The sequence below is a fragment of the Streptomyces narbonensis genome (assembly GCF_014649015.1).
Taxonomy (GTDB): domain Bacteria; phylum Actinomycetota; class Actinomycetes; order Streptomycetales; family Streptomycetaceae; genus Streptomyces; species Streptomyces narbonensis.
Window position 1 is genome coordinate 376,372 of sequence record NZ_BMSF01000003.1, and the last position, 25,625, is coordinate 401,996.

Annotated in this window: 24 protein-coding genes and 1 riboswitch; of the genes, 7 read left to right on the plus strand and 17 right to left on the minus strand. The window is 70.9% G+C overall.

Features of this window, described 5'->3' with window-relative positions; all coding sequences use genetic code 11:
* The first annotated feature begins 17 nt into the window (after window positions 1–17).
* Window positions 18–1,295 (plus strand): glycosyltransferase 87 family protein, encoded by a 1,278-nt coding sequence (locus IE124_RS07710; protein ID WP_229832247.1) that lies wholly within the window; start codon window positions 18–20, stop codon window positions 1,293–1,295.
* Here the strand turns inward: IE124_RS07710 and IE124_RS07715 are convergent.
* Window positions 1,256–2,620 (minus strand): MATE family efflux transporter, encoded by a 1,365-nt coding sequence (locus IE124_RS07715; protein ID WP_189506133.1) that lies wholly within the window; start codon window positions 2,618–2,620, stop codon window positions 1,256–1,258. The genes IE124_RS07710 and IE124_RS07715 overlap by 40 nt on opposite strands.
* A gap of 100 nt (window positions 2,621–2,720) precedes the next feature.
* Between IE124_RS07715 and IE124_RS07720 the strand changes: the two genes are divergently transcribed.
* Window positions 2,721–3,299 carry a PadR family transcriptional regulator gene (locus IE124_RS07720; RefSeq protein WP_189506136.1) on the plus strand — a complete coding sequence of 193 codons (579 nt, stop codon included), beginning with the start codon at window positions 2,721–2,723 and terminating at the stop codon, window positions 3,297–3,299.
* Here the strand turns inward: IE124_RS07720 and IE124_RS07725 are convergent.
* From IE124_RS07725 to IE124_RS07745, 5 genes are all read right to left on the minus strand, one after another.
* Window positions 3,256–4,491, minus strand: coding sequence for a hypothetical protein (locus IE124_RS07725; RefSeq protein ID WP_189506140.1), 1,236 nt, complete (start codon window positions 4,489–4,491; stop codon window positions 3,256–3,258). The two genes, IE124_RS07720 and IE124_RS07725, sit on opposite strands and share 44 nt — an antisense overlap.
* A 70-nt stretch (window positions 4,492–4,561) precedes the next feature.
* Window positions 4,562–5,578, minus strand: a complete 1,017-nt coding sequence (locus IE124_RS07730; RefSeq protein WP_189506143.1) for a C40 family peptidase — start codon at window positions 5,576–5,578, stop codon at window positions 4,562–4,564.
* Between the two features lie 190 nt (window positions 5,579–5,768).
* A complete protein-coding gene (locus IE124_RS07735) occupies window positions 5,769–6,815 on the minus strand; it encodes a C40 family peptidase (protein ID WP_189506146.1) in 1,047 nt (348 codons plus the stop codon).
* A gap of 259 nt (window positions 6,816–7,074) precedes the next feature.
* The gene (locus tag IE124_RS07740; protein WP_189506149.1) at window positions 7,075–8,439 is read right to left on the minus strand and encodes an NYN domain-containing protein; all 1,365 of its coding nucleotides are present in this window, start codon (window positions 8,437–8,439) and stop codon (window positions 7,075–7,077) included.
* Window positions 8,440–8,472: 33 nt separating this feature from the next.
* Entirely contained in the window at window positions 8,473–8,715 is a 243-nt protein-coding gene (locus IE124_RS07745; RefSeq protein ID WP_055644001.1) for a hypothetical protein, read from the minus strand.
* Between the two features lie 157 nt (window positions 8,716–8,872).
* Here IE124_RS07745 and IE124_RS07750 point away from each other — a divergent pair, with 157 nt between their 5' ends.
* Together IE124_RS07750 and IE124_RS07755 are read left to right on the plus strand one after the other, a co-directional pair.
* On the plus strand, window positions 8,873–9,607 hold the full coding sequence (locus IE124_RS07750) for a rhomboid family intramembrane serine protease (RefSeq protein ID WP_189506152.1): 735 nt from the start codon (window positions 8,873–8,875) through the stop codon (window positions 9,605–9,607).
* The gene (locus tag IE124_RS07755; protein ID WP_030205672.1) at window positions 9,604–9,885 is read left to right on the plus strand and encodes an Lrp/AsnC family transcriptional regulator; all 282 of its coding nucleotides are present in this window, start codon (window positions 9,604–9,606) and stop codon (window positions 9,883–9,885) included. The genes IE124_RS07750 and IE124_RS07755 overlap by 4 nt, the downstream gene beginning before the upstream one ends.
* Window positions 9,886–9,957: 72 nt before the next feature.
* On the opposite strand, the gene IE124_RS07760 is transcribed toward IE124_RS07755, so the two are convergent.
* The 6 genes from IE124_RS07760 to ctaE form a co-directional block, all read right to left on the minus strand.
* Complete coding sequence (locus tag IE124_RS07760; RefSeq protein WP_189506155.1) at window positions 9,958–11,388, minus strand: aminotransferase class V-fold PLP-dependent enzyme; 1,431 nt, start codon at window positions 11,386–11,388, stop codon at window positions 9,958–9,960.
* Window positions 11,389–11,609: 221 nt separating this feature from the next.
* A riboswitch (SAM riboswitch) is annotated at window positions 11,610–11,726 on the minus strand.
* A gap of 92 nt (window positions 11,727–11,818) precedes the next feature.
* The gene (gene trpD, locus IE124_RS07765; RefSeq protein ID WP_189506158.1) at window positions 11,819–12,883 is read right to left on the minus strand and encodes an anthranilate phosphoribosyltransferase; all 1,065 of its coding nucleotides are present in this window, start codon (window positions 12,881–12,883) and stop codon (window positions 11,819–11,821) included.
* 137 nt (window positions 12,884–13,020) lie between these two features.
* Window positions 13,021–14,646: a cytochrome bc1 complex cytochrome b subunit gene (gene qcrB / locus IE124_RS07770; RefSeq protein WP_189506160.1), complete on the minus strand. Its 1,626-nt coding sequence runs from the start codon at window positions 14,644–14,646 to the stop codon at window positions 13,021–13,023.
* Window positions 14,643–15,695, minus strand: coding sequence for a cytochrome bc1 complex Rieske iron-sulfur subunit (qcrA, locus tag IE124_RS07775; RefSeq protein WP_189506162.1), 1,053 nt, complete (start codon window positions 15,693–15,695; stop codon window positions 14,643–14,645). The genes qcrB and qcrA overlap by 4 nt, the downstream gene beginning before the upstream one ends.
* Window positions 15,692–16,501, minus strand: coding sequence for a cytochrome bc1 complex diheme cytochrome c subunit (qcrC, locus tag IE124_RS07780; protein ID WP_189506164.1), 810 nt, complete (start codon window positions 16,499–16,501; stop codon window positions 15,692–15,694). The genes qcrA and qcrC overlap by 4 nt, the downstream gene beginning before the upstream one ends.
* 74 nt (window positions 16,502–16,575) lie before the next feature.
* Window positions 16,576–17,196, minus strand: coding sequence for an aa3-type cytochrome oxidase subunit III (gene ctaE / locus IE124_RS07785; RefSeq protein WP_189506166.1), 621 nt, complete (start codon window positions 17,194–17,196; stop codon window positions 16,576–16,578).
* 191 nt (window positions 17,197–17,387) lie between these two features.
* Between ctaE and IE124_RS07790 the strand changes: the two genes are divergently transcribed.
* Window positions 17,388–17,789: a DNA-binding transcriptional response regulator gene (locus tag IE124_RS07790; RefSeq protein WP_055643994.1), complete on the plus strand. Its 402-nt coding sequence runs from the start codon at window positions 17,388–17,390 to the stop codon at window positions 17,787–17,789.
* Here the strand turns inward: IE124_RS07790 and IE124_RS07795 are convergent, their stop codons facing one another.
* The 4 genes from IE124_RS07795 to ctaC form a co-directional block, all read right to left on the minus strand.
* The gene (locus IE124_RS07795; RefSeq protein ID WP_189506168.1) at window positions 17,790–19,046 is read right to left on the minus strand and encodes a L,D-transpeptidase; all 1,257 of its coding nucleotides are present in this window, start codon (window positions 19,044–19,046) and stop codon (window positions 17,790–17,792) included.
* A 136-nt stretch (window positions 19,047–19,182) separates the two neighbouring features.
* The gene (locus IE124_RS07800) at window positions 19,183–19,581 is read right to left on the minus strand and encodes a cytochrome c oxidase subunit 4 (protein ID WP_189506171.1); all 399 of its coding nucleotides are present in this window, start codon (window positions 19,579–19,581) and stop codon (window positions 19,183–19,185) included.
* On the minus strand, window positions 19,578–21,314 hold the full coding sequence (gene ctaD / locus IE124_RS07805; protein WP_189506174.1) for an aa3-type cytochrome oxidase subunit I: 1,737 nt from the start codon (window positions 21,312–21,314) through the stop codon (window positions 19,578–19,580). Before ctaD ends, IE124_RS07800 begins: the two co-directional genes overlap by 4 nt.
* Window positions 21,311–22,276, minus strand: coding sequence for an aa3-type cytochrome oxidase subunit II (gene ctaC / locus IE124_RS07810; RefSeq protein ID WP_189506176.1), 966 nt, complete (start codon window positions 22,274–22,276; stop codon window positions 21,311–21,313). The genes ctaD and ctaC overlap by 4 nt, the downstream gene beginning before the upstream one ends.
* 510 nt (window positions 22,277–22,786) lie before the next feature.
* Here ctaC and IE124_RS07815 point away from each other — a divergent pair.
* Complete coding sequence (locus IE124_RS07815; protein WP_189506179.1) at window positions 22,787–24,175, plus strand: cysteine desulfurase/sulfurtransferase TusA family protein; 1,389 nt, start codon at window positions 22,787–22,789, stop codon at window positions 24,173–24,175.
* A 27-nt stretch (window positions 24,176–24,202) separates the two neighbouring features.
* Here the strand turns inward: IE124_RS07815 and IE124_RS07820 are convergent, their stop codons facing one another.
* Entirely contained in the window at window positions 24,203–25,177 is a 975-nt protein-coding gene (locus IE124_RS07820) for a carbohydrate kinase family protein (RefSeq protein WP_189506182.1), read from the minus strand.
* 177 nt (window positions 25,178–25,354) lie between these two features.
* Here IE124_RS07820 and IE124_RS07825 point away from each other — a divergent pair, with 177 nt between their 5' ends.
* Window positions 25,355–25,561, plus strand: coding sequence for a hypothetical protein (locus tag IE124_RS07825; protein WP_055643988.1), 207 nt, complete (start codon window positions 25,355–25,357; stop codon window positions 25,559–25,561).
* Window positions 25,562–25,625 lie beyond the last annotated feature (64 nt).

The window sequence follows — 25,625 nt, forward strand, 5'->3', positions numbered from 1 at the left end:
AGGACAAGGACGATCCAGTGAAGACGGGCGGCGCAGTGAAGGACGGTTCACGGACAGGTCTGCGGCTTCCGCTCGGCCTCTGGGCCCTCACCAGGGTCATCCTGCTGCTCTGCGTCTTCAAGGTCGTGGTCGTCCCCGGGCCGGACATCACCTTCGACATCTCGAACATCTACCAGGGCTGGTACGAGGTCCTGCGGACGGGCACGTACCCGCTGGACGACGTCACGTGGCAGTACCCGCCGGCCGCGGCCCTCGCGATCCTCTCGCCCGGGCTGCTGCCGTTCCTCGGCTACGCCTCCGCGTTCTTCGTCCTCGCCTTCCTCTGTGACGCGCTGGTCTTCGGGCTGCTCGTGCACACGGGCCGCCGGGCGGGCCGGACGCTGAACGGCGCCTGGATCTGGATCGCGGGCGTCCCGCTGCTCGGCCCGACCGCCTACGCCCGGTACGACGTGATGGTGACCGCCGTCGCGGTGGCGGGGCTGCTCGCGGCCGGCCGGAGCCCGCGTGTCCTCGGCGCCCTCGCCGGCTTCGGCGCGGTCCTGAAGGTGTGGCCCGCGCTGATCCTGGCGGGCACCGCGAAGGGCCGCGCGACCTTCCGCGCCTGGTCGACCGCGGCGGGCGCGGCGGTCGCCGTCCTGCTGCTGTGCGTGCTGTGGATGCCGGGGGCGCTGGCCTTCCTCTCCTTCCAGCGGGACCGGGGCACCGAGGTCGAGTCGCTGGGCTCGATGGTCTTCCACGTCATCCGGCACTTCGGCTGGGAGGGCGAGGCGCGGATGAACTACGGCTCGATCGAGTTCCTCGGGCCGTACGTCTCCGCGGTCTCCACCGCCGCGCTCGGGCTCACCGTCGCCGCCTTCGGCTGGCTGCTGCTGTGGCGGGTCCGCTCGCGCCGCTTCACCTCGTCGACGGTGGCGGACGCGGCCTTCGTGGCCGTGCTTCTGTTCACGGTGACGAGCCGGGTGCTCTCCCCCCAGTACATGCTGTGGCTGGTCGGTCTCGGCGCGGTCTGTCTCGCGTACCGGTCGAGCCGGATGCAGCGGCCGGTGCACCTGGTGATCTGGGCGACGGCGGTGACACAGTTCGAATTCCCGGTGTGGTTCTCGCACGTGACGCGCAGCGACCCGCTGGGTGTGGCGGTGCTGTTCACCCGGAACGGCCTGCTGATCGCCGCCGCGCTCATCGCCTGCCGGATCCTGTGGCGCCAGACGGTGACGGAGCCGCGTCTCGTCGGGGCGGTCATCCCCGCCCAGGCGACTCAGCCGGAGCGCGAGAAGGCCCTGTCCGGCTCCTTCTGAGTGCCGGTGCCCCGGCGGTGCAGCAGGCCGAGGGCGGCGCACTGGGCGGCCGCGGCGAGGGTCATGGCCAGGCAGATCCCGGCGAGGCCGAGGCCTGACAGCGCGTAGGCGAGCGGCAGTTGGACGAGGACGCCGACGACGGTGATCCGCGCGAGGTACGGACCGGCTCCGCTGCCCTCGAAGACCCCGGCGACCCCGATGCAGCAGGCGAGGAGCAGCAGGTAGGGGCCGAGGCAGCGCAGGAAGAGCGTGCCCGCCCCCGCGACCGCCGGTTCGGCGCCGAAGGCCCGCATGACCGGTCCCGCGCCGAGGAACAGCAGCACGGCGGCGGTGGTGCCGAGGCCGGCGGCGAGGACCAGGGCCTGCCGCGCGACGGCTTTCCGCTCCTCGGTCCCCCGGGCGCCGGGCCGCGGTGAGGCGCCCGGTGCCCCCAGGGCGCCGAGGAGGTGCGCCGTGTGGATCGCGGCGGCCTGCCGGACGGCGTAGAAGGCCATCGTCGCGACGTACATGGCCTTGGTGGCGATGCCGTAGGCGGCGATCTCGGTGACGCCGAGCCGGGCGACGACGGAGACGAGCGCGAGCGCTCCGGCCATCCGGACGGTGAAGTCGACGGACATGGGCAGCCCGGTGGCGGCGGTACGGCGCAGGGCGGCGGCGGTCGGCAGGGCGGGCCGGGCGGCGCGTGCGGCCTTGAGCAGGGCGTCGCGGCGCAGGACGAGCAGCCCTGCGGCGAGGGCGACGGTCCGGCCGATGACGGTGGCGAGGGCGGCGCCCGGTACTCCGTAGGCGTGGATGAGCAGCGGGTCGAGGACGAGGATCAGTCCGTTGGCGAGGAAGGCGAGCCGCATGGGGGTGCGGGTGTCCCCGGCGCCCTTGAGGATGCCGTCGAGGACGTTCGTGGCGAAGAAGACGGCCGTGCCGGGGAGCGAGATCGCGAAGTAGGCGGCGGCCAGGGCGTGGGCGGGACGGTCCGGGCCGCCGAGGAGCAGGGCGGCGAGCGGTTCGCGCAGCAGGTAGCCGCCGAGCGCGACGGGCGGCACGAGCAGCGCGCAGAGGGCGGTGCCGCCGCGGACCGCGGCGCGGACGGCGCCCGGGTCGTCGGCGCCCCGGGCGCGGGCGACGAGCACGGTGGTGCCCGAGCCGGCGAGGAGGACGACGCCGAGGAGGAGGTTCTCGACGTTGGTGGCGACGGCGACGGCGGCGACCGCGTCTCCCCCGAGCCGGGCGACCCAGACCATGTTGATGATGCCGGCGGCGACTCCGGCGAGGAGCTCGAAGTACACCGGTCGGGCGAGCCGGACGAGGGTGCGACGGTGTGCGGACATGCGAGGAATCCCCCTCTATTCGATGTACCTCGAATAGAGGCACCTCGAAAAGAGGTAGCATGGCGACCGGTCCCACGACAAGCGCGAAGGAGGACGTCCGGTGCTGGAGCTGTCGATCCTGGGCTTCCTGTACGGGAAGCCGCTGCACGGGTACGAGCTGAAGGAGCGCATCCAGGGCCTGAGCGGCCACGTCCGCCCGGTCAGCGACGGCGCCCTCTACCCGGCGATCACCCGCCTCGTGAAGGGCGGCCTGGTCGACAGCCGTACGGAACCGGGTGCGAGCGCCGCCCCGCGCCGCACGCTCTCGCTCACCCCCGAGGGCCGCCGGGAGCTGCTCGCCCGGCTGCGCACCCCCAAGGACTCCGAGATCACCGACGGCCAGCGCTTCTTCACGCTGCTCGCCTTCCTCGGCCACCTCCCCGACCCGGCGGACCAGGCGGCCGTGCTCCGCCGCCGCCAGGAGTTCCTCACCGCCCCGGCCAGCTTCTTCTACGAGGGCGGGACCCCGGTGCGCGCCGAGGAGGAGGCCGACCTCTTCCGCCGCGGCATGCTGCGGATCGCCCGCGCGACGGGCACGGAGGAGAAGGCCTGGCTTGCGGAGGCCCTCGCCGAGCTTGACGCGCGCGCGGAGCGCGTCAGCCGAGCCGCTCCCCCAGATACGTCCGCCACGCGGCCGTGAACTCCTCCGGCGTCGTGTCCAGAACCTCTTGGAGCGCCTTCTCCACCGCGCCGTCCCGGCCCGGGTGCGCCCCCACGGCGCGGTAGAAGTCGGTGAGCTCCTTCTCGCCCCAGCGCTCCGCGATCAGCGCGCACGCGAGCCAGCCACCCTCGTAGGCCCGGGCGAGCGCCTCCGCGTCGCCGCCGAAGCCGAAGTGCGCGTCCTCCGGCAGCCGGGCGGGCAGCTGGCCCGCGCGGACCGCCCGGGCCAGCTCGGGGGCCGCCTGGGCGGGCGTCCGGCCCGTGCCCCGGTAGGCGGCCCAGTCGGCGAAGCCCTCGGAGAGCCAGACCGGGGTGGACCCGGAGGTGTGGGCCCGGGTGGCGACGTGGACCGTCTCGTGGGTGAGGACCAGCTGCCGGCCGAAGTCGCCGAGGGCGCCGTACGCCTCGGGATTGACGATGACCCGGTCCGCGGGAGCGTCCGTCCCGCCCGCCGTCTCCCCCGTGGTGACGGCCGCGATGCCCCGGTAGGAGCTGCCCGGCGCCCCGAGGAGTCCGCCCATCGCGTCCAGCGAGCCGGGGACGAGGACGACGACCTCACGGGCCCACACCGTGGGCCAGGCCGCGCTCACGGCGGGGACGGCCCGGTCGGCGGCGGCGGCGATCGCCCGGAGCCGCCCCGGATCCTGGCCGACGCCGAGGACGAGCGAGCGTGCGCCCCGGACGGTGGTGACGTCCCCCTGCTCCCAGAGCTGCCGCGGCGCGCCCTCCGCGGGCCGGTCGCCCATCACGTACCAGCGTCCGTCCCGCTCGGTCAGGTCCAGGACGCGCCCGCTGGTGACGGGCCCCCGGTCGTGGCCCCGGAGGCGGTAGCCGAGCTCGGCGCGGGCGGTGACCCGGTCGTCGCCGGTGCGGTCGATCCCGGTGACCCGGTACGTCCAGCCGTCGAGCGGCACCTTCGCGAGCCGCCGGAACCCGGTCAGCGCGGCCGGCGCGTACGCGGGGTCGAGGGCGGCCCGGAAGGCGGGTTCGTCACGGTCGAGGAGCGCCCTGGCGTGCGTGTCGAGGAGCGTCTGTATCTCCCGGGCCACCACGGCCGCGGCGGGGCCGCCGGGGCTGCCCGACGAGCAGCCGGCGAGCGCCGTGAGCGTGAGCAGCAGGGCGAGCAGGCAGGCCACGGCCGGTCGCCGCGCTCCACACCCCTGACCTGCCACGCCCCCGATCGTACGGTCGGACCGGGCGGTACCGCTTCCGGTCCGGCGGGATCGGCGCCCCGCCCCGGGCTCAGACCCGCGTCACCGTCACGTTCGACATCATGTTCACCGGGTCGTAGCGGACCCGCGCGCCGGGGTAGGGCGCGTGGATGACCTGCCCGTTGCCCGCGTAGATGCCCACATGGCTGGCGTCTCCGCGGTACGTGACCAGGTCGCCGGGCTGCGCCTGCGAGAGCGGCACCTGCCGGCCCGCGTGCCGCTGGCCCTGGGAAGTGCGCGGGAGGCTGATCCCGGCCTGCCGGTACGACCAGACCATCAGGCCCGAGCAGTCGAAGCCGGAGGGCCCGGTCGCCCCCCACACGTACGGCTTGCCGATCGCGCTGCGCGCGGCGATCACCGCGGCGGAGGCCCGGGAGGAGCCGGGAGGGACGTCGGCGAGGGGCGGCAGCTCCTCGGCGCGCCCGCCGGAGCGGGAGGCCCGGTCGTAGTCGGCGCGCTCCGCGACGGTGAGGGAGGCGAGGAGCCGACGGGCCTCGGCGAGCTTGCGTTCGACGGCGCGCTTGTGGCGGGCGACGTCGGCCCGGCTGCGCTCCAGCTCGGCGAGGGCGGTGCGCGCCTCGTCCCGCCGCTGGTTCAGCCGGCGCTGCTCCCGGCGCAGTTCGCCGAGCGCGGCGCCCTGCCGGGCGGTGGCGCGGTCGAGGGCGGAGGCGCGGTCCAGGTAGCTGTCGGGGTCGGAGGAGAGCAGCAGCGCGAGGGCGGGGTCGATGCCGCCGGAGCGGTACTGGGCGCCGGCGACCGCGCCGAGGGCGCCCCGCATGAGGTTGATGCGGTCCTGGCCCCTGGCGAGCCCGTCCTGGGCCCGGGAGACCGTCCTGCGCAGCGCGTCCGTCTTCTCGTCCGCCTGGTTGTAGCCCTCGGTGGCCTTCTCGGCCTCCTCGAAGAGGCGGTCGACCGTGGCCTTGGTGGCGGCGCTGCCGCCGGCCCCCGGGTCGGCGCTCGCGGGGACGGCCCCGAGGGACGCCGCCGCGGTGGCCGCGGCCGCCGCGGTCAGGACGGTGACCCTCGCGGGTCGGCGATGGGACGCCACAGATCGCGCTCCGTTCGGCTCGACGCAGACTGAGGCGGCAGACAGTAGCCGCTGATCACGCCGTGTCCAACGAAGCCGACGGGCACACAAAGTGACGCCCCGCCGGAGAACACAGGTCACCGGCGGGGCGTCAGGTCAGCGAGGGTCCGGGCGAACCACCCGTTTGGGCGGCATACCCGAGCGGGGCGTGTCAGCCTCCGATGCGGACACCGAACTGGAACGTGCCCATGTAGCTCATCGACTCGTAGCGGACGCTGGCGCCCGGCTTGGGAGCGTGGAGGATCGTGTTGTTGCCCGCGTACAGGCCCACGTGCGACAGGCCGTTGAAGAAGACCAGGTCGCCCGGCTTGAGCTGGCTGCGGCCGATCTTCACGCCGTCGTTCTGCTGGGTGTAGGTGGTGCGGGTGAGGCCGGCGCCGGCCTGGCCGTAGGCCCACTGGGTCAGGCCGGAGCAGTCGTACGCGTTGGGCCCCTCGGCGCCGGAGACGTACGGCTTGCCGATCTGGGTGGCGGCGGCGGAGAGCGCGGCGGCGCCGAGGCCGCTCGCGGGGGCCTCGTTGCCGAGGTCGATCCGCTCGCCGGCGGCGCGGCTGGCGCGCTGCTCCTTCGCCCGCTCCTCCTGCTCCAGCTTGGCCTTCTCGGCCGCCGTGAGGGTGTTGAGGAGCTTCTGCGCCTCGGCGAGCTTGCCCTGGTACTTCTTCTTCTTCGCACCGAGGGTCTTGCGGACGTCCTCGAGGTCGGCGAGCTTCGTGGTCGCCTCGGCGCGCTGCTGCGCGAGGGTCCGCTGCTTGGCCTGGATCGAGGTGAGGACGTCGGCCTGCTGGGCGCTCAGCTGGTCGATCGCGGACGCCTTGTCGAGGTAGCTGTCCGGGTCGGCGGAGAGGAAGAGCTGGAGCGCCGGGTCGATGCCGCCGGAGCGGTACTGAGCGCTGGCGACCGAACCGATCTGGTCGCGCAGGGTGTTGAGCTCCTGCTGACCGCGGGCCACCTTGTCCTGGAGGTTGCCGATCTCGTCCTGCAGCTTGCCCCGGCGCTCTTCGGCCTGGTTGTACTGCTCCGTGGCCTCTTCGGCCTCGTGGTGCAGATCGTCGACCTTGGCCTTGACCTCGTCGATCTTGGGCTTGGGGGCCGCCTGGGCTCCGGTCTGGGCGGAGATGGCGACGGCGGCGGCCGCGGCCGCGGTGAGCACGGTCACGCGGGCACGGCTCGGCTGCTTGGGTCGACGGTGGGACGCCACGAAGGCGATCTCCTTCTTCCTCAGAGCCGCCCAACCGGTTGAGGGGCAGGCGGTTCCTCCGCCGCCACCCCGGATGAGTGATCGACCGTGCGAAGGTTCGAGCCCTGACCCTAGTGACCAAGTTGTGATCAGTTCAAATCCCACCGGCAAAAATATCGCTCGCGCAGCACTTTGTTCACACGCACCACACGGCCAGTGATGGCCACTTGACGGTACGCCATCCATAATTCGGGCATATCACCCAGGAGTTGCGAGGTACCTACGAGAGCCGCGAAAGCCGCTTCAGCAACAAGGCGGACGCCACCGGCCGCGCCCCCGCCTTCGCGACGCCGTCGGCCACCTCGCGGTCGGTCGAGACCACGACCACGGGCCGCCCCACCGGCTCGGCCCGCACCAGCTGCCGGATCAACTCGTCCGCCGTGACACCGGGCTTGGAGAACAGCACCCGCACCCCGCGCGGCGGCGCGAGCAGCACCGGGGCCGCCAGCTCCGCCCCGTCGAAGACACAGGTGACCTCGGCGCCCGAACGGGCCGCGAGGGCCGAGAGGCTGCCGAGCAGCCTCAGCCGCTGCTTCTCCAACGGCATGGTCGGATAACCGGTCTTGGTGACGTTGTAGCCGTCGACGACCAGATGGGCCTGCGGCAGCGCGAGCAGCTGGTCGAGCAGGGCCGGGTCGGTCTCGGAGAGCGCCCGCGCCGCGATGTCCTTCGGGGACATCCGTCCCGGCTCCACCGCGTCCACGGTGTCCGCCGGGTGCACGGAGACGGGCGGCAGCGCCAGTTCGCGGCGCAGCCCCTGGGCCGCGTCCAGGACGGTGTCGAGCAGCAGCCGCAGCCGCATGTCCTCCACCGAGCGGCCCTCGCGGGCGGTCCTGCGGCTCGCCTCCAGGGCCGCCTCGACCTCGCCGAGCCGGGCCTTGAGCCGCCGGCTCTCGCTCTCGGCGGCCGACACCTGGGCCGCCGCCTCCGCCCGCGCGGCGTCGATCTCGCCCTGCGCGCGGCGCATCGCCGCCTCGCGGCGCTTCACATCGCTCTGGGCGCTGCGCAGCTTGCGATGAAGCGATTCCGCTTCCTTCTTCGCGGCTTCCAGATCGTGGCGCAGCTGTTCCGTCTCGCCGCGCGAGCGGTCCTTGGCGGCGGTGAGTTCCTCGCGCAGCCGCTCCAGCTCGCGCCGCCCGGCCTCGTCGGCCCGTTCGGCGTCCGCCCGCTGGGCCTCCTCGCCCGCGGCGGCCACGAGCTTGACCCAGCCGACCGGGCGCAGCACATAGGCGGCCGCGGCCACGTCGACCGGGTCCGCGGCGGCGGGCGGGGTGCCCGTCTCGACGGCCCCGGCCAGTTCGGGCTGGGCCTGCTTGAAGCGCTCGCCGATCCGCTGCCGGAAGAGCGGGTCGCTCTCCAGGGCGGCCGCCATCGCGTTGCCGGCGAACTTGGCCCGCCGGCTCGCCGTGAAGCGGGCGTACTGCCGCAGGGGTGCCGGCAGCTCCGCGACGGTCAGCCCGCCGAAGGCGTCCGCGACCAGCGCGACGACCCGCCGACGTACGCCTTCCGTCAGTGGGTGGTCGAGCGTCTCGGCAGCGTCACCTGCCGCGCCGGCCGGCTCTCCACCGTGCGCGGGCTGCTCCACGATCCGTCACCCCTATGTCGTCCGCGCCGTCCCTCAGGAGGCGGCGCCCGGCCTGTCCACCAGTTCGATCTGGTCCACCGCGTTGCACCAGCGGCAGCGGACCGACTCGATGGTCTCACTGACCACCTGCCGCTCCTCGACCGTCGGGTCGCCCGCGAGGTCCAGATGGACGTACTCCACGACCTTCGAGGAGCGGGTCACGTCGAACCGGGTCAGGTTGCCGCAGAGAGTGCAGCGCCAGCGGGTCTCGTCGGTCGGCAGGGGAACCGTCGTCATCGTGCCGTCCTTCTTCCTGTTGCGTGTGCCAGGTGCGGGAGCCGCGGTGCGCCGTCGAACTGCGGTCGTACTGCCCGTTACCCTACGGCCTCGCCGGTGCGCCGGAGCACGGCGAGGCACTCTGTCCAGTTCGGCCCCGGTAAGCCATGATCTGTCCATGATCGACTGGCGAGCGGCGACTCTCGGCGCCTGGCGGGGCACCCGCGGCGGCCCCACGGTGACCTACGGCCTGATCGCCGCCTGCTGCCTGCTCTTCGCGGTGAGCCCGGTCTCCGGACTCAACCCGGTGTACGGCACGGGCGACGCGCTCCTCGCGGCCCAGGGCACGTACTTCCGCCGCTGGGGCGTGGTCCCCGCCGAGCTGATGAGCGGCGAGCCCCGCGCCCTGCTCACCCCGTTCACCGCGCTCTTCGTCCACGGCAGCTGGCTCCACCTGCTGGGGAACATGCTGTTCCTCTACGTCTTCGGCGCGATGGCCGAGGAGCGCATGGGCCCGGCCGGCTTCGCCCTCTTCTACCTGGGCACCGGCTACCTCGCCCTCGTCGGGTACGCGGTGGCGCACGCGAACAGCGAGCAGACGCTGGTCGGGGCATCCGGGGCGATCTCCGGGGTGCTCGGGGCCTTCCTCTTCCTCTTCCCGCGATCCCGGGTGACCAGCCTCTTCCCCTTCCTCTTCTTCCTGCCGCTGCGCTTCCCCGCCTGGATCGTGCTGATCTTCTGGTTCGTGCTCCAGTGGCTGGCGGCGCGGGCCGCGGGACCGGGTCCCGGCGTCGCCTATCTCTCCCATGTGGTGGGCTTCTCCGTCGGCTTCCTGTACGCCTGGGGCCGCTACCGGGGTGGGGATAGAGTGAAGGCTCCAGCCGCGGCGACCGAGGGAGAAAGCCAGCCGTGATCACCGCGATCGTGCTCATCAAGACCAGCGTGGACCGCATCCCCGAGATCGCCGAGTCGATCGCCGCGCTCGACAGCGTCAGCGAGGTCTTCTCCGTGACCGGCACCTACGACCTGATCGCCATGGTGCGCGTGCCGCGCCACGACGACCTGGCGGACGTGATCCCCGGAAGCATCAGCAAGATCCCCGGCGTCGAGGCCACGGACACGCACGTGGCGTTCCGCACGTACTCCCAGCACGACCTGGAGGCGGCCTTCGCCATCGGCCTGGAGTCCTGAAGCCGCGCACGCGTCATGAGTGAAGGGGGTCTCCCGATTCGGGAGGCCCCCTTCACCCGTACGAGTGACCGGTCAGCCGCGGTCGGGGACGCAGCGGCCGTCCTCGGTGCGGTACTTCCACTGCGCGCCGTCCCGGACGAGCTCCTTCACGGCGCCGACGAACCGCTCCACGTGCTCGTCCGGCGTACCGGCGCCGAAGCTCACCCGGATGGCGTTGAGCGAGCGCTCGCCGGGCGCGGCCTCGGGGGCACCGCACTCGCCCGGGTCCTGCGGGGCGCTGCCGAGGAGCGTGCGGACCAGCGGGTGGGCGCAGAAGAGGCCGTCGCGGACGCCGATGCCGTACTCGGCGGAGAGCGCGGCGGCGAAGTGGGAGCTGTTCCAGCCCTCCACGACGAAGGAGATGACGCCGACGCGCGGCGCGTCGTCGCCGAAGAGCGAGAGGACCTTCACCTCGGGGACCTCGGCGAGCCCCGCGCGGACGGTGTCGATCAGGTGCTGCTCGCGGGCGACGAGCTCGTCGAAGCCGGCCTCGGTGAGCGCCTTGCAGGCGGAGGCGATGGAGTAGACGCCGATGACGTTCGGGGAGCCGGCCTCGTGGCGGGCCGCGGTGGTGTGCCACTCCACGTCCACGCCGCCGTCGGCGCGGCGCGCCACCTTGCGGGACGCGCCGCCGCCGGCGAGGTACGGCTCGGCCTCCTGGAGCCAGTCGGAACGGCCCGCGAGGACGCCCGAGCCGAAGGGCGCGTACAGCTTGTGTCCGGAGAAGGCGACCCAGTCCACGTCCAGTTCCTGTACGGAGACGGGGTGGTGGGGCGCGAGCTGTGCGGCGTCGAGGACGATCCGGGCACCGTGGGCGTGGGCCGCGGCGGCGAGCTCCTTCACCGGCCACAGCTCACCGGTGACGTTGGACGCGCCGGTGACGCAGACCAGCGCGGGACGTGTGGGGTATCCCCTGCTCGAGCGAAGCCGAGAGCTTGGGGAAGGGTCGCGGTCCGCCAGGGCGCGCTCCAGGGTCTCGACGGCCTGGGCCGGGGTGCGGGGCGCGTTGAGGTAGGTGACGCGGGCGTCCTGCCACGGCAGGAGGGAGGCGTGGTGCTCGGTCTCGAAGACGAATACCTCGCAGCCGGACGGGATGGTCCGGGCGAGCAGGTTGAGCGAGTCGGTGGTGGAGCGGGTGAAGACGACCTGGTCGCCGGGGCGGCAGTCGAGGAACTCGGCGACGGTGGCGCGGCTGTTCTCGAAGAGGTCGGTGGAGAGCTGGGAGAGGTAGCCGGCGCCGCGGTGGACGCTGCCGTAGTAGGGGGCGTACGCGGCGACGTCGTCCCACACCCGCTGGAGCGCCGGGGCGCTGGCGGCGTAGTCGAGCGCCGCGTAGGTCACCTCTCCGCCGGTGACGAGCGGGACGGTGACGTCCCGGCCGAGGACCGGCAGCGGAGCGGCGCAGCAGGGGTCGGCGGACTCGGAGTCGGCGGTCGCGACGGCGGCGTTCGGGTATGCGGACATGGCGGAATCTCCCGGCGGGCGGTGCGGAATGGCTTCGGTGAATCCCGTACGCGGCCGGACACGGCGGGGTACGGGTGATGCCTCGGAGACGACAAGGGCGCACACGGGTACGCGGAAGCGACCCTGATTCCGAGGGTGAAGTAGGGGCGGATTCGCCCTATCGCATTCGCTTGCTCACGGAAAACGCTCCTCGAGAGACCAGGACCCCTGGTGTGTCGAGGGGTCCGCGCTTGCCGTGGACCTTGCTGTCCACGGCCTGGTCTTCACCCGGGGCACCCCGCCACGGACGGAGGGTTGCCGGACAGCAAGCCGGGGCTTCGTAGCTGTCACTCATGACCTGTCAAGCATCCTGCCACATGATCGCGGATGCGCAAGACCCCGGTCCGCATGCTGGACCGGGGTCCGGGGGCAAGGCACCCCTAGGGGGTGTCTACGCGTTGCTGGCGGCGATCCAGCGCTCCAGGGCCCGGCCGGCCGCGCCGGAGTCGATCGCCTCGGCGGCCTTCGCGATCCCTGCCCGCAGCTGCTCCGCGAGGGTGCCGTCGCCCGGCTCCAGGGCGGTGAGCGCCGCCGCCGAGTTGAGGAGCACCGCGTCCCGTACGGGTCCGGTCTCCCCCGCGAGCAGCCGCCGGGCGACATCGGCGTTGTACGAGGCGTCGGCGCCGCGCAGGGCCTCCACCGGCACGATCCCGATGCCCACGTCCCGGGGGTCGAAGGCCTCCTCCCGCACGGAACCGTCCCGGACGATCCATACCCGCGAGGTGGCCGTGGTGGTCAGCTCGTCGAGGCCGTCGTCGCCGCGGAAGACGAGCGCGGAGGAACCGCGGTCCGCGAGGACGCCGGCGACGATCGGGGCCATCCGGGGGTCGGCGACACCGGTCGCCTGGGCCTTGACCCGGGCGGGGTTGGTGAGCGGGCCCAGGAAGTTGAAGACGGTCCGGATGCCCAGCTCCTTGCGGGCCGTCGCGACGTGCCGCAGCGCGGGGTGGAACTTCACCGCGAAGCAGAAGGTGATCCCCGCTTCCTCGGCGACCTCGACGACCCGCTTCGGGGTCAGCTGCAGATTGACGCCGAGCTTCTCCAGGACGTCGGAGGCGCCGGACGCGGAGGACGCGGCCCGGTTGCCGTGCTTGACGACCTTGGCGCCGGTGCCGGCGACGACGATCGCCGACATGGTGGAGATGTTGACGGTCTTGGCGCCGTCGCCTCCGGTGCCGACGATGTCGACGGAAGGGCCGGGGACCTCGATCGTGTTGGCGTGCTCGTACATGGTCCGGACGAGACCGGTGATCTCGTCGACGGTCTCGCCCTTGGCGCGCAGGGCGACGACGAAGCCGGCGATCTGGGCGTCGGTGGCCTCGCCGCGGAGAATGCGGTCCATCGCCCAGGCCGTGTCGTCGGCGCTCTGGTCACGACCGGAGAGCAGGCCGTCCAGGACGACGGGCCAGGAGCGGCCCGCCGCGAAGTCGCCTCCAGCGGGGTGCACAGCGCTCATGACCGCTCCTCTTAGATGTGCGTACGCAATATGTAACGACACTCACCCTATCGACCCCCGGGGACGGCGAAGAGCCCCGTCCATCGAATGGACGGGGCTCTCACCGTGGCGACCTACGTCAGTGGAAGGTCAGGGGATCAGTGGTGGCCGTGGCCGCTCTGGATCTCCTTGTACTCCTCCGAGGTGGGCTTGGCGACCTGGTTGTCCGCGCCGTAGTAGCCCTTGTTGAGCTTGACCCGGAGCTTCTCCATGGCGCCGATCTTGCGCTCCACGCCGTTCTCGTCGACGGCCGGCGGAAGCTCCGCGGGCTCGTACTGCTCGTGCGCCGTGAGGCGGTGCAGCTGGCCCTGGCTGAGCGGCTCGTGGACCTCGACGAACTCACCGTGCGGCAGGCGCTTGATGATGCCGGACTCGCGGCCGTGCAGCACCTTGTCCTTGTCGCGGCGCTGGAGGCCGAGGCAGATCCGCTTGGTGACGATGAACGCGATGACCGGGCCGAGGAAGAAGAAGATCCGCACGAACCAGGTGATCGAGTTGATCGACAGGTGGAAGTGGGTCGCCCAGAGGTCGTTTCCACCACCCACGAGCATGACCATGTACGCCGTGATCCAGGCGACACCGAAGGCGGTGCGCGTCGGAGCGTTGCGCGGGCGCTGCGCGATGTGGTGCTCGCGCTTGTCGCCGGTGATCCAGGACTCGATGAACGGGTAGACCGCGATGGCCGCGAGGACCGCCGGGAAGATCGCCAGCGGGATCATCACGCCCAGGACGAGCGTGTGGCCCCAGAGGTTGATCTCCCAGCCCGGCATGACACGGATCAGACCCTCGGCGAAGCCCATGTACCAGTCGGGCTGGGCGCCGGTGGACACCTGGTCCGGGCGGTACGGGCCGAGGGCCCAGATCGGGTTGATCGAGGCGACCGCCGAGATGACCGCGATGACACCGAAGACCAGGAAGAAGAAGCCTCCGGCCTTCGCCATGTACACGGGCAGCAGCGGCATGCCGACGACGTTCTTGTTCGTCCGGCCGGGGCCCTCGAAGTGCGTGTGCTTGTGCACGAACACCAGGATGAGGTGGGCGACCACCAGGCCCAGCATGATGCCGGGCAGCAGGAGCACGTGCGCCGAGTAGAACCGGGCCACGAAGTCGCCGCCGGGGAACTCCCCGCCGAACAGGAACATCGACAGGTAGGTGCCGACGATCGGCACCGACAGGATCGCGCCCTGCATGAAGCGGACACCGGTGCCGGAGAGCAGGTCGTCCGGGAGCGAGTAACCGGTGAAACCGGTGAACATGCCCAGGAAGAACAGCAGGAAGCCGAACAGCCAGTTGATCTCACGCGGCTTGCGGAACGCACCGGTGAAGAACACGCGCATCATGTGCACGAACATGCCGGCGAGGAAGATCAGCGCCGCCCAGTGGTGGATCTGCCGGATCAGCAGACCACCGCGCACCTCGAAGGAGATGTGCATGGTCGAGTTGAACGCCTCGGACATCAGCTGTCCCTGGAGCGGGACGTACGGTCCGACGTACTCCACCTCGTTCATCGACGGGTGGAAGAACATCGTCAGATAGACGCCCGTCAGGATGATGATGAGGAAGCTGTAGAGGCAGATCTCGCCCAGCATGAAGGACCAGTGGTCCGGGAAGATCTTCCGCATGTTGGCCTTGGCCAGCGTGTAGATCCCCAGGCGACCGTCGGCCCAGTCGGCGACCCGCTCACCGGCGGGTGCCTTCTTCGTCGTATCGGTCACGGTGCTCATCCGCGCTCCCAGAAGGCAGGGCCGACGGGCTCGTCGAAGTCGCCGAGCGCCTCCAGGAAGCCCTTGTCGTTCACGCCGATCCGCAGCTGCGGGAGGGCGTGACCGGCCGGGCCGAAGATGACGCGGGCGCCGTCGGAGAGGTCGAAGGTGGACTGGTGGCACGGGCAGAGCACGTGATGCGTCTGCTGCTCGTACAGGGAGATCGGGCAACCCACGTGGGTGCAGATCTTCGAGAAGGCGACGACACCGTCGTGCGACCACTCGAGCTCGCGCTTGTCCTTGATGTCCTCCGGCTGGATCCGGACGATCATCAGGGCGGCCTTGGCGATCTCGACCTGGAAGTCGTGGTCGTGCTCCGACATGCCCTCGGGCATCGCGAAGGTCAGCGAACCGACCGCGACGTCCTCGGGACGCAGCGGCTCGTGCGTGTTCATGTTGATCAGCTGCTTGCCGCGGGCCCACTTGGTGACCCGGAGCTTCTTCTCGGGCAGCGGACCCATGTCACGCAGGAGCATCACGCCGGAGAGCGGGACGAGCGCCAGCGCACCGAACATCGTGTTGCGGATGAGCTTGCGGCGGCCGAAGCCGGACTCGGCGGCACCGGCCGCGAAGTCCGCCATGACCTTCGCCTTGACCTCGGGCGACGCCGCCATCGGGTGACGCTCGTCCGCGACCTCGACGTCGGACATCAGGGTGCGGGCCCAGTGGACCGCGCCCGCGCCGATGAAGAAGAGGGCGGAACCGAGGGTCAGACCCAGGGCGAAGTTGAGCGCGGACACCCGGCCGAAGGGCCAGATGTACACGATCTTGTCGACCGGGAAGATCACGTACGAGGCGATGAAGCCGACGGTGGCCAGCATCGACAGCGTGAACATGAAGGCGACCGCACGCTCGGACCGGCGGGCGGCCCGCTCGTCGATGTCCTGGATGCGCGGCTTGTGGGGCGGAAGGCCCGGGTCGGCGAACGGGTCGTCGGCGACCTTCACCGCGCCGTGCGCGGTGTCCTGCCCCGCGGGCAGGTTCTCTTCTGGAATCTCTTGGCTACTCATGACTTCTTGGCCTTAGCGGTGTGGGCCGCGACCCAGACGGCAACTGCGATCAGCGCACCCAGACCGAAGACCCAGGCGAACAGGCCTTCGGAGACGGGGCCGAGGCCACCGAGCGAGAGACCGCCCGGGTTGTCGGCCTTCTCGCCGTTGACGGCCTGGACGTACGCGATGATGTCCCTCTTCTCCTGCTCCGGCATGGTGGTGTCCGGGAAGGAGGGCATGTTCTGCGGGCCGGTCTGCATGGCCTCGTAGAGGTGCTTCGGGCTCACGCCTTCGAGGCTGGGGGCGTACTTGCCGTTGCTCAGCGCGCCGCCCTCACCGGTGAAGTTGTGGCACTGGGCACAGTTGCTGCGGAACAGCTCGCCACCCCTGGCGATGTCGGCCCCGGCAGGGTCGTACTGGCTCTCGGTCGGCGTGATCGGGCCGGCGCCGAGGGAAGCCACGTACGCCGCGAGCTGGTCGATCTGGGCCTGCGAGTAGATGTTCGGCTTCTTCGGGACCTGGGCGCCCGGCTGCTGGGCCGGCATGCGGCCCGTGGCGACCTGGAAGTCGACGGCGGCCGAACCGACGCCGACCAGGGACGGGCCGTCAGAGGTGCCCTGACCGCCGGTTCCGTGGCAGCTGGCGCAGCCGACGGAGTAGAGCTTCTTGCCCTCCTCGATGGCGAGGGACTGGGCGGTTTCATCGGCCTTCGCCGTGCCCGCGGGCGCGAACGCGGCGTACAGCCCCCCAGTGGCCGCCAGCGCGAATAGGAGGACGACGACCGCCGCCAGCGGATGGCGTCGTCGTGCGGAGAGCTTTTTCACGGATTACCCCGGTGTCAGGATCTTCTGCGTCGATGCTTGCTGGATGTCTCGGTCCGCCATGCGGCGGTGACCGATTACTTGATCATGTAGATCGTGGCGAAGAGGCCGATCCAGACGACATCGACGAAGTGCCAGTAGTAGGACACGACGATGGCGGCGGTTGCCTGCTCGTGGGTGAACCTCTTGGCGGCGTACGTCCGGCCGAGGACCAGCAGGAAGGCGATGAGACCGCCCGTCACGTGCAGGCCGTGGAAGCCGGTGGTCAGGTAGAACACGGAGCCGTAGGGCCCGGACGAGAGCGACATGCCCGCGTCCTTGACCAGCTCGGTGTACTCGAAGACCTGGCCGCCGATGAAGATCGCACCCATCACGAACGTGATGATGAACCACGTCCTGAGCTTCTTCACGTCGCCCCGCTCGGCGGCGAAGACGCCGAGCTGGCAGGTGAGGGAGGAGAGCACCAGGATCGTGGTGTTGGTCGCCGAGAACGGGAAGGCCAGGTGTTCCGCCTGGGACTGCCAGTATTCGGGACCGGTCACCGATCGCAGGGTGAAGTACATCGCGAAGAGGGCCGCGAAGAACATCAGCTCGGAGCTCAACCAGATGATGGTTCCGACGCTGGTGAGGTTCGGTCGATTGACCGACGGGTGCGCGTGCCCTGTTTCTACTGTCGTTACTGTCGCCACGACCGACATTATGTCGGTCGCTTATCCCGCCCTCACTCCGGGGGGTGCCGTTCGGAGTGTCAGGGGGGCGTGTCCAGCCCGAACGGCCCATCGGAAGGCCCTTCGAACAGGTGCTGAACGGGTGTTGACGGGGTGTGGACCGGAGTAGCATCCCGCGCATCGATCGACGACCTTCCCACGGACTTCCCCACGGAGGAACGATGCAGTCGAGTGCCACGGTCCTGGTCTACAGCGACGACGCGAACACCCGCGCGCAGGTGCGCCTCGCCGCCGGGCGCAGGCCCGCGGCCGACGTCCCCCCGGTCGAGTTCGTGGAGTGCGCGACGCTGCCGGCGGTGCTGAAGCGCCTGGACGAGGGCGGTGTCGACGTGTGCGTCCTGGACGGCGAGGCGGTGCCCGCCGGCGGCATGGGCGTGTGCCGGCAGATCAAGGACGAGATCTTCCGCTGCCCGCCGGTGCTGCTGCTCATCGGACGCCCGCAGGACGCCTGGCTGGCCACCTGGAGCCGCGCGGACGCCGCGATCACCCTTCCGGTGGAACCGGTGGAGTTCGCGGCGTCCCTGGCGTCCCTGCTGCGCTCCCGCCTCTCCCTCGACGCGTAGCTAGATCGAGGGCCGCAGACGGGCTTTGGCGTCCTCGGTGGCAGTCGGGTCCCCGGACTCCTCCACCAGGGCGCTGCCCTTGCGCCACTTGTCCCACGGCAGGTTCCAGTCGCCGAAGCCGTTGCCGAAGGTGTCCATCGTGTCGCCGTAGCTGTTGACGGTCTTGACGATGTCGCCGGGACGCACGGTCTCGTAGAACCAGGCCGCGTTCCCGGTCGACATGCCGACACAGCCGTGGCTGACGTTCGCCACGCCCTGCGAGCCGACGGACCAGGGCGCGGCGTGGACGTATTCACCGCTCCATGTCACCCGGGTGGCGTAGTAGACCGGCAGGTCGTACGACTCCGAACTGCCTTCCGAGATGCCGATGCTGGTGCCGCGCATCCGGACGTAGTACTCCTTGCCGAGCACGACCTTGATGCCGTTTCGCGTGGAGAAGCCCGGTTTGCCGGTGGTCACCGGAATGGTGTTGATCACTTCTCCGTTGCGCCGGACGGTCATGTAGTGCGACCCGGCGTCCGCGACGGCCTCGATCCGGTCACCGATGGTGAGCTTCAGCGGCTTGGACGCGCCGCCGTAGAGCTTGTCGCCCACCTTGAGGCCGTCCAGGTTGGCGGTGGCCGTCACGCTGGCGCCCGCGGGCCAGTACTCCTTCGGGCGGAAGTGCAGCTTCTTGTCGTCCACCCAGTACCAGGAGCCCTCGACGGCGGGGGTGGAGCGGACCTTGAGGGCCCGCTCGACGACCGCGCGGGCCGCCCTGTCCTTCACCGGGAGGCTGAGGTCGGCGGTGAGGGGCTGCCCGACGCCGTATGTGCCCGCCTCCGGCCCGAAGGTGGCGGTCAGGGCCCGTTTGGCCGGTGCCGTCTCGAACGTGTACGTACGGGCGCCTGGAGCCCCGTCCTCGTCCTCGGTGGCCACCCGGACCGTGTAGCGCGTGCCGGCCGCGAGGGAGGCCGTGGAGCGCCAGCGCTGCCCGTCGGCGGTGAGTTCGCCCGCCAGGTGGCGTCCGGCGGCGTCGGTGGCGGTGACGTCGGTGATACGGCCGTCCTCGCCCTTGGCCGAGATCTCCAGGGGCTTCTCCGGGTTCGCCTTGCCACCGCCGCTGTCGGCGCTTATCGCCAGTTGGTCCGCCGCGTCGTAGGGCTTCACCGACAGCGGATGGCCATCGGAGCCCGCGCACGACGTGGCGGCCGCGGTGACGGTGACGGCCAGAAGAGTGCAGCTCAGAACAGTCCGAATGCGCGGCGTGTCGTTCATGACTTCACGCTAGGGACTGTTATCGACACCAGCGCGCCGAGTGCGGCAAAAGAGGGGCCCGGACACTTCGGTGACGAAGTGTCCGGGCCCCTCTGGGTGCTCCGGTGCGGAGCGGGGTACCGCTGGTGCGGTGCTGCTACTGGTTCTGGTTCTCGCCGCGGTAGAACTCGAAGACCCAGCCGAAGAGGCCGACCAGGATCAGCGGGGCGGAGAAGTACAGGATCCACCAGCCCATCGCGACGGCGAGGAAGGCGAGCGCACCACCGACGGCCAGCGAGAGCGGCTGCCAGCTGTGCGGGGCGAAGAAGCCCACCTCACCGGCCTCGTCCGCGACGTCGGCCTCCTTGTTGTCCTGCGCCATCGCGTCGACACGCTTGGCCGTGAAGGCCAGGTAGTAGCCGATCATGATGGACAGGCCGAACGCGAGGAACAGCGCCGTCGTGCCGACCGGCTCCTTCGACCACACGCCATACAGGATGGCCATGGCGAGGATGAAGACGCTCAGCCAGATGAACATCTTGCCTTGGATCTTCACTTGCCGGCCTCCTTGCCGCTCGTGAGGGCCTCGGCCACGTGCCCCTTGTTCTCCAGCTGGTCGACAGCGGCGATCTCAGGGTGGTGCAGGTCGAAGGCCGGGGACTCGGAGCGGATCCGCGGCAGGGTGAGGAAGTTGTGCCGCGGCGGCGGGCAGGAGGTCGCCCACTCGAGGGAGCGGCCGTAGCCCCACGGGTCGTCGACCTCGATCTTCTTGCCGTACTTGGCGGTCTTCCAGACGTTGTACATGAACGGAAGGATCGACAGGCCGAGCAGGAAGGAGGAGATCGTCGAGATCGTGTTCAGCGCGGTGAAGCCGTCGGCGTCGAGGTAGTCCGCGTAACGACGCGGCATGCCCTCGGCACCGAGCCAGTGCTGCACGAGGAAGGTGCCGTGGAAGCCGATGAACAGCGTCCAGAACGTCATCTTGCCAAGGCGCTCGTCCAGCATCTTGCCCGTGAACTTCGGCCACCAGAAGTGGAAGCCGGCGAACATCGCGAAGACCACGGTGCCGAAGACGACGTAGTGGAAGTGCGCGACGACGAAGTACGAGTCGGAGACGTGGAAGTCCATCGGCGGCGAGGCCAGGATGACACCCGTCAGACCACCGAAGGTGAAGGTGATCAGGAAGCCGATCGTCCAGAGCATCGGTGTCTCGAAGGACAACGAGCCCTTCCACATCGTTCCGATCCAGTTGAAGAACTTCACGCCTGTCGGTACGGCGATGAGGAACGTCATGAAGGAGAAGAACGGTAGGAGCACGCCGCCTGTGACGTACATGTGGTGCGCCCACACGGTCACGGAAAGGCCGGCGATCGCGATGGTCGCGGCCACCAGACCGATGTAGCCGAACATCGGCTTGCGGCTGAAGACCGGGATGATCTCCGAGACGATGCCGAAGAACGGCAGCGCGATGATGTACACCTCTGGGTGTCCGAAGAACCAGAAGAGGTGTTGCCAGAGCAGCGCTCCGCCGTTGGCCGCGTCGAAGACGTGGGCACCGAACTTGCGGTCCGCCTCCAGGGCGAACAGCGCGGCCGCCAGGACCGGGAAGGCCAGCAGGACCAGGACACCGGTCAGCAGCACGTTCCAGGTGAAGATCGGCATGCGGAACATCGTCATGCCCGGAGCGCGCATGCAGATGATCGTGGTGATGAAGTTGACCGAACCGAGGATCGTGCCGAAGCCGGAGAAGGCCAGACCCATGATCCAGAGGTCGGCGCCGACACCCGGCGAACGGACGGCGTCCGACAGCGGGGAGTAGGCGAACCAGCCGAAGTCGGCGGCGCCCTGCGGGGTGAGGAAGCCACCCACGGCCATGAGCGAGCCGAAGAGGTACAGCCAGTAGGCGAACATGTTCAGCCGCGGGAACGCCACGTCGGGCGCACCGATCTGCAGCGGCATGATCCAGTTCGCGAATCCGGCGAACAGCGGCGTCGCGAACATCAGCAGCATGATCGTGCCGTGCATCGTGAACGCCTGGTTGAACTGCTCGTTCGACATGATCTGCGTACCCGGACGGGCCAGCTCGGCGCGCATGAAGAGCGCCATGAGACCGCCGATGCAGAAGAACGCGAACGACGTGACCAGGTACATCGTCCCGATCGTCTTGTGATCGGTGGTGGTCAGCCACTTGACCACGACATTGCCGGGCTGCTTGCGCCGTACGGGCAGCTCGTTCTCGTACGAGTCCTCAGCTGCGGCGGCACCCTGGGTTTCGTTGTGGATGCTCACAGTTGGTTCTTCTCCGCATTCCTGGCCGGGTCCGTCTGCTCGATGCCAGACGGGATGTAGCCGGTCTGCCCCTTCTCGGCCAGCTCCTTCAGGTGAGCCTGGTAGCGCTCCGGGGAGACCACCTTGACGTTGAAGAGCATCCGGGAGTGGTCGACACCGCACAGCTCGGCGCACTTGCCGAGGAAGGTGCCTTCCTGGGTCGGGGTCACCTCGAAGACGTTGGTGTGGCCCGGGATGACGTCCTGCTTGAACAGGAAGGGGACCACCCAGAAGGAGTGGATGACGTCACGCGAGGTCAGGACGAACCTGACCTTCTCGCCCTTCGGCAGCCACAGGGTCGGACCCGGGTTGCCGGTCTGCGGGTTCCGGTCACCGGGGATACCGGCGTCGTAGACGCCACCGGCGTTCGCCGGGAACGCCTCGAGGTACTTGTCCGGAATCGAGGAGAGGTTCTTGTCCGTCTTGGCGTCGCCCTCTACACCGGGCACGCTCTCGACGTAGTTGAAGCCCCAGCTCCACTGGTAGCCGACCACGTTGATGGTGTGGGGCGGCTTGGGGGTGAGAGCAAGGAGCTTGGACTCGTCGCGCGCGGTGAAGTAGAAGAGCACCGAGACGATGATGAGCGGAGTGACCGTGTACAGCGCCTCGATGGGCATGTTGTAACGGGTCTGCGGAGGTACCTCGACCTTGGTCCGGGTCCGCCGGTGGAAGATGACGGACCAGAGGATCAGGCCCCACACCAGGATTCCGGTGATGAGCGCGGCGGCCCACGATCCCTGCCAGAGGGAGAGGATCCGAGGCGCCTCTTCCGTGACGGGGGTGGGCATGCCAAGGCGGGGGAAGTCTTCCCAGTTGTACGAGCAGCCCGTGGCTGTCGCCAGGATCAGGCCCGCAGTCAGCACCTGCGGCAGCTTCCGCCGCATCGGGCGCCGCGACGAGCGGTCGGAGCCGTTGGGACTCACGTAGCGCCTTCCCGAGAGTCTCGGCCCGCAGTGGTCGGCCACGGCCGTCCGTCTCGCTGGTCGGTCGCCGCCCCGGCCGCGGGCAGGGGTTTGGATGTTTATGCGGACCAAACCCTACTGGACGCTATTTGGGGTCGCGCGGGGAGGGTGCCCAACGCGCCGTCCGAGTCCCCGAAGGGGTGGACTCGGGGGTTCCGCAGGGGGGTCCCGGACGGCCGTTCGGCGGCCTGCCGTCGTACCGGGAGGGCCTTCTGACGAGGGCTCACGAGCGTCGGACGGATGTGCGGACGGAGGTGAGGACAGCGGTGCGGGCCGGGCGCGTCGGGCGTGTCGGCCGGACCTCGGGGCGGGGCCGCGCCGGCGGGTCGGCGAGGGCCGGCCGGGCGGGTCGGGACGGGGGCGGCCCGGCCGGTGGGGACGGGGCCGGGCGGCGGGTGGTGACGGGGCCGGGCGGCGGGTCGGGGAGGGGTGCCTCGGCGGGTCGGGGCGGGACGGCCCTACCGTGGGCGGATGCCGTACTTCGATGCCGCGTCCGCCGCGCCCCTGCACCCCGTCGCCCGCCAGGCGCTGCTCGCCTCCCTGGACGAGGGCTGGGCCGATCCGGCCCGGCTGTACCGGGAGGGGCGGCGGGCCCGGCTTCTGCTGGACGCGGCGCGGGAGGCCGCGGCGGAGGCGGTGGGGTGCCGTCCGGACGAGCTCGTGTTCACTCCTTCGGGGACGCGCGCGGTTCACGCCGGAATCTCCGGGGCCCTCGCGGGCCGTCGGCGTGTCGGGACCGGGCTCGTCGTCTCGGCGGTCGAGCACTCCTCCGTCCTGCACGCGGGCGAGCGGCACGCGGCGGCGGGCGGCACCGTGACCGAGGTGCCGGTGGGCCGGTCGGGCGCGGTGGACGCGGAGGTCTTCGCGAGGGCGCTGGAGGCCGGGACGGCCCTGGCGTGTCTCCAGTCGGCCAACCACGAGGTGGGGACCGAGCAGCCGGTCGCCGAGGTCGCCGAGGCCTGCCGGGCGGCGGGGGTGCCGCTGCTCGTGGACGCGGCCCAGTCGCTGGGCTGGGGGCCGGTGGCGGGCGGCTGGTCGCTGCTCGCGGCGAGCGCGCACAAGTGGGGCGGACCGGCGGGCGTGGGGCTCCTCGCCGTCCGGAAGGGGGTGCGGTTCGCTCCCCAAGGCCCCGCGGACGAAAGGGAGTCGGGGCGGGCGCCCGGCTTCGAGAACCTGCCGGCGATCGTGGCGGCGGCGGCCTCGCTGCGGGCTGTCCGGGCGGAGGCGGCGGCCGAGGCGACGCGGCTGCGCGGCCTGGTGGACCGGATCCGGGCGCGGGTGCCCGAGCTGGTGCCGGACGTGGAGGTGGTGGGCGATCCGGTGGCCCGGCTCCCCCATCTGGTCACGTTCTCCTGTCTCTATGTCGACGGGGAGACCCTGCTGCACGAGCTGGACCGGGAGGGTTTCTCCGTTTCGTCCGGTTCGTCGTGTACGAGCTCGACGCTGACGCCCAGCCATGTGCTGCGCGCGATGGGCGTGCTGAGCGAGGGAAACGTCCGGGTGTCGCTGCCGGCCGGCACCCCGGCGGAGGACGTGGACCGCTTCCTCGACGTGCTGCCGGGGGTGGTCGCGCAGGTACGGGAGCGGCTCGGCGCTCCGGCTGCCCCGGCCGCGGCCCCGGCGGCCGGGACCGGCGCGCTCGTGGTGGACGCGCTCGGCCGGCGCTGCCCGATCCCGGTGATCGAGCTGGCGAAGGTGATCGGCGACGTCCCGGTCGGCGGGACGGTGACCGTCCTCGCCGACGACGCGGCGGCCCGCCTCGACATCCCGGCCTGGTGCGAGATGCGCGGCCAGGAGTACGTGGGCGAGGAGCCGTCGGAGCGGGGCGGTGTGGCGTACGTGGTGCGACGGGTGGCCTGAGCCGCCCGCCGCACACCGCTGGGGGCGTCAGCCCAGGTGGGACTGGACCTCGGCGGCGGCCTCGTCGCCGTAGGCCTTGGTGAAGCGGTCCATGAAGTTGGCGCGGCGCAGGGTGTACTCCTGCGTGCCCAGGGTCTCGATGACGAGCGTGGCGAGCATGCAGCCGATCTGGGCGGCGCGCTCCAGGTCGACGCCCCAGTGCAGGCCCGTCAGGAAGCCGGCGCGGAAGGCGTCGCCGACGCCGGTCGGGTCGACCTTGGCCGTCTCCTCGGGGCAGCCGACCTCGATCGTGGTCTCGCCCACGCGCTCGATGCGGACGCCGCGCGAGCCGAGGGTGGTGATGCGGTGGCCGACTCGGGCGAGGATCTCCGCGTCGGTCCAGCCCGTCTTGGACTCGATGAGGCCCTTCTCGTACTCGTTGGAGAAGAGGTAGGTGGCCCCGTCGAGGAGCGTGCGGATCTCCTCGCCGTCCATGCGCGCGATCTGCTGCGAGAAGTCGGCGGCGAACGGGATCGACCGGGAGCGGCACTCCTCCGTGTGGCGGAGCATCGCCTCGGGGTCGTCGGCGCCGATCAGGACCAGGTCGAGGCCGCCCACGCGGTCGGCGACGGCCTTGAGCTCGATCAGCCGGGCCTCGCTCATCGCGCCCGTGTAGAAGGAGCCGATCTGGTTGTGGTCCTTGTCCGTGGTGCAGACGAAGCGGGCGGTGTGCAGGACCTCGGAGATCCGCACCGAGGAGGTGTCGACGCCGTGGCGGTCGAGCCAGGCGCGGTACTCGTCGAAGTCGAAGCCGGCGGCGCCCACGAGGAGCGGGGTGCTGCCGAGCTGGCCCATGCCGAAGCAGATGTTGGCCGCGACGCCTCCCCGGCGCACGTCCAGGTTGTCGACGAGGAACGAGAGGGACACCGTGTGGAGCTGGTCGGCCACGAGCTGGTCGGCGAACCGGCCGGGGAAGGTCATGAGGTGGTCGGTGGCGATGGAGCCGGTGACTGCGATACGCACGGCGGGGTGCTCCTGCGGAAATCGATAGGGGCGCGCGAGGCGCTCGACTGAAGGGTGGTGATGGTCGACGGGCGGGCGACAGTTCACGCTACCCGGTGGGGGCGGCCCTGCCGAACAGTGGAAACTACCCCAGAGTAGGCCTTTTCTCCGGAGCGCCGGGGTGCATACGGTGCGCCCATGACCACCTACCCCGCTCCTCGCGAGCGTCACGAGTCCGAGTTGAGCCTCGCCCAGCTGTGCGGCGACGGCGCTCGGATGGCCCCCCACTGGGTGTCCCCGGTCTCTCCCGCCCCCGCCCCGGTCTCCCCCGCCCTGATCCACGGGGTCGTCGTCCCGGCCGCCTCCGCGCGGCTGATCGCCGCCACCGCGGAGTACGGCGGCTGACGGACGGAACCGTCCGCGCGCCCGCTCCGTCCCACCCGTGTCCGATCGATACGAGGGAGCGATG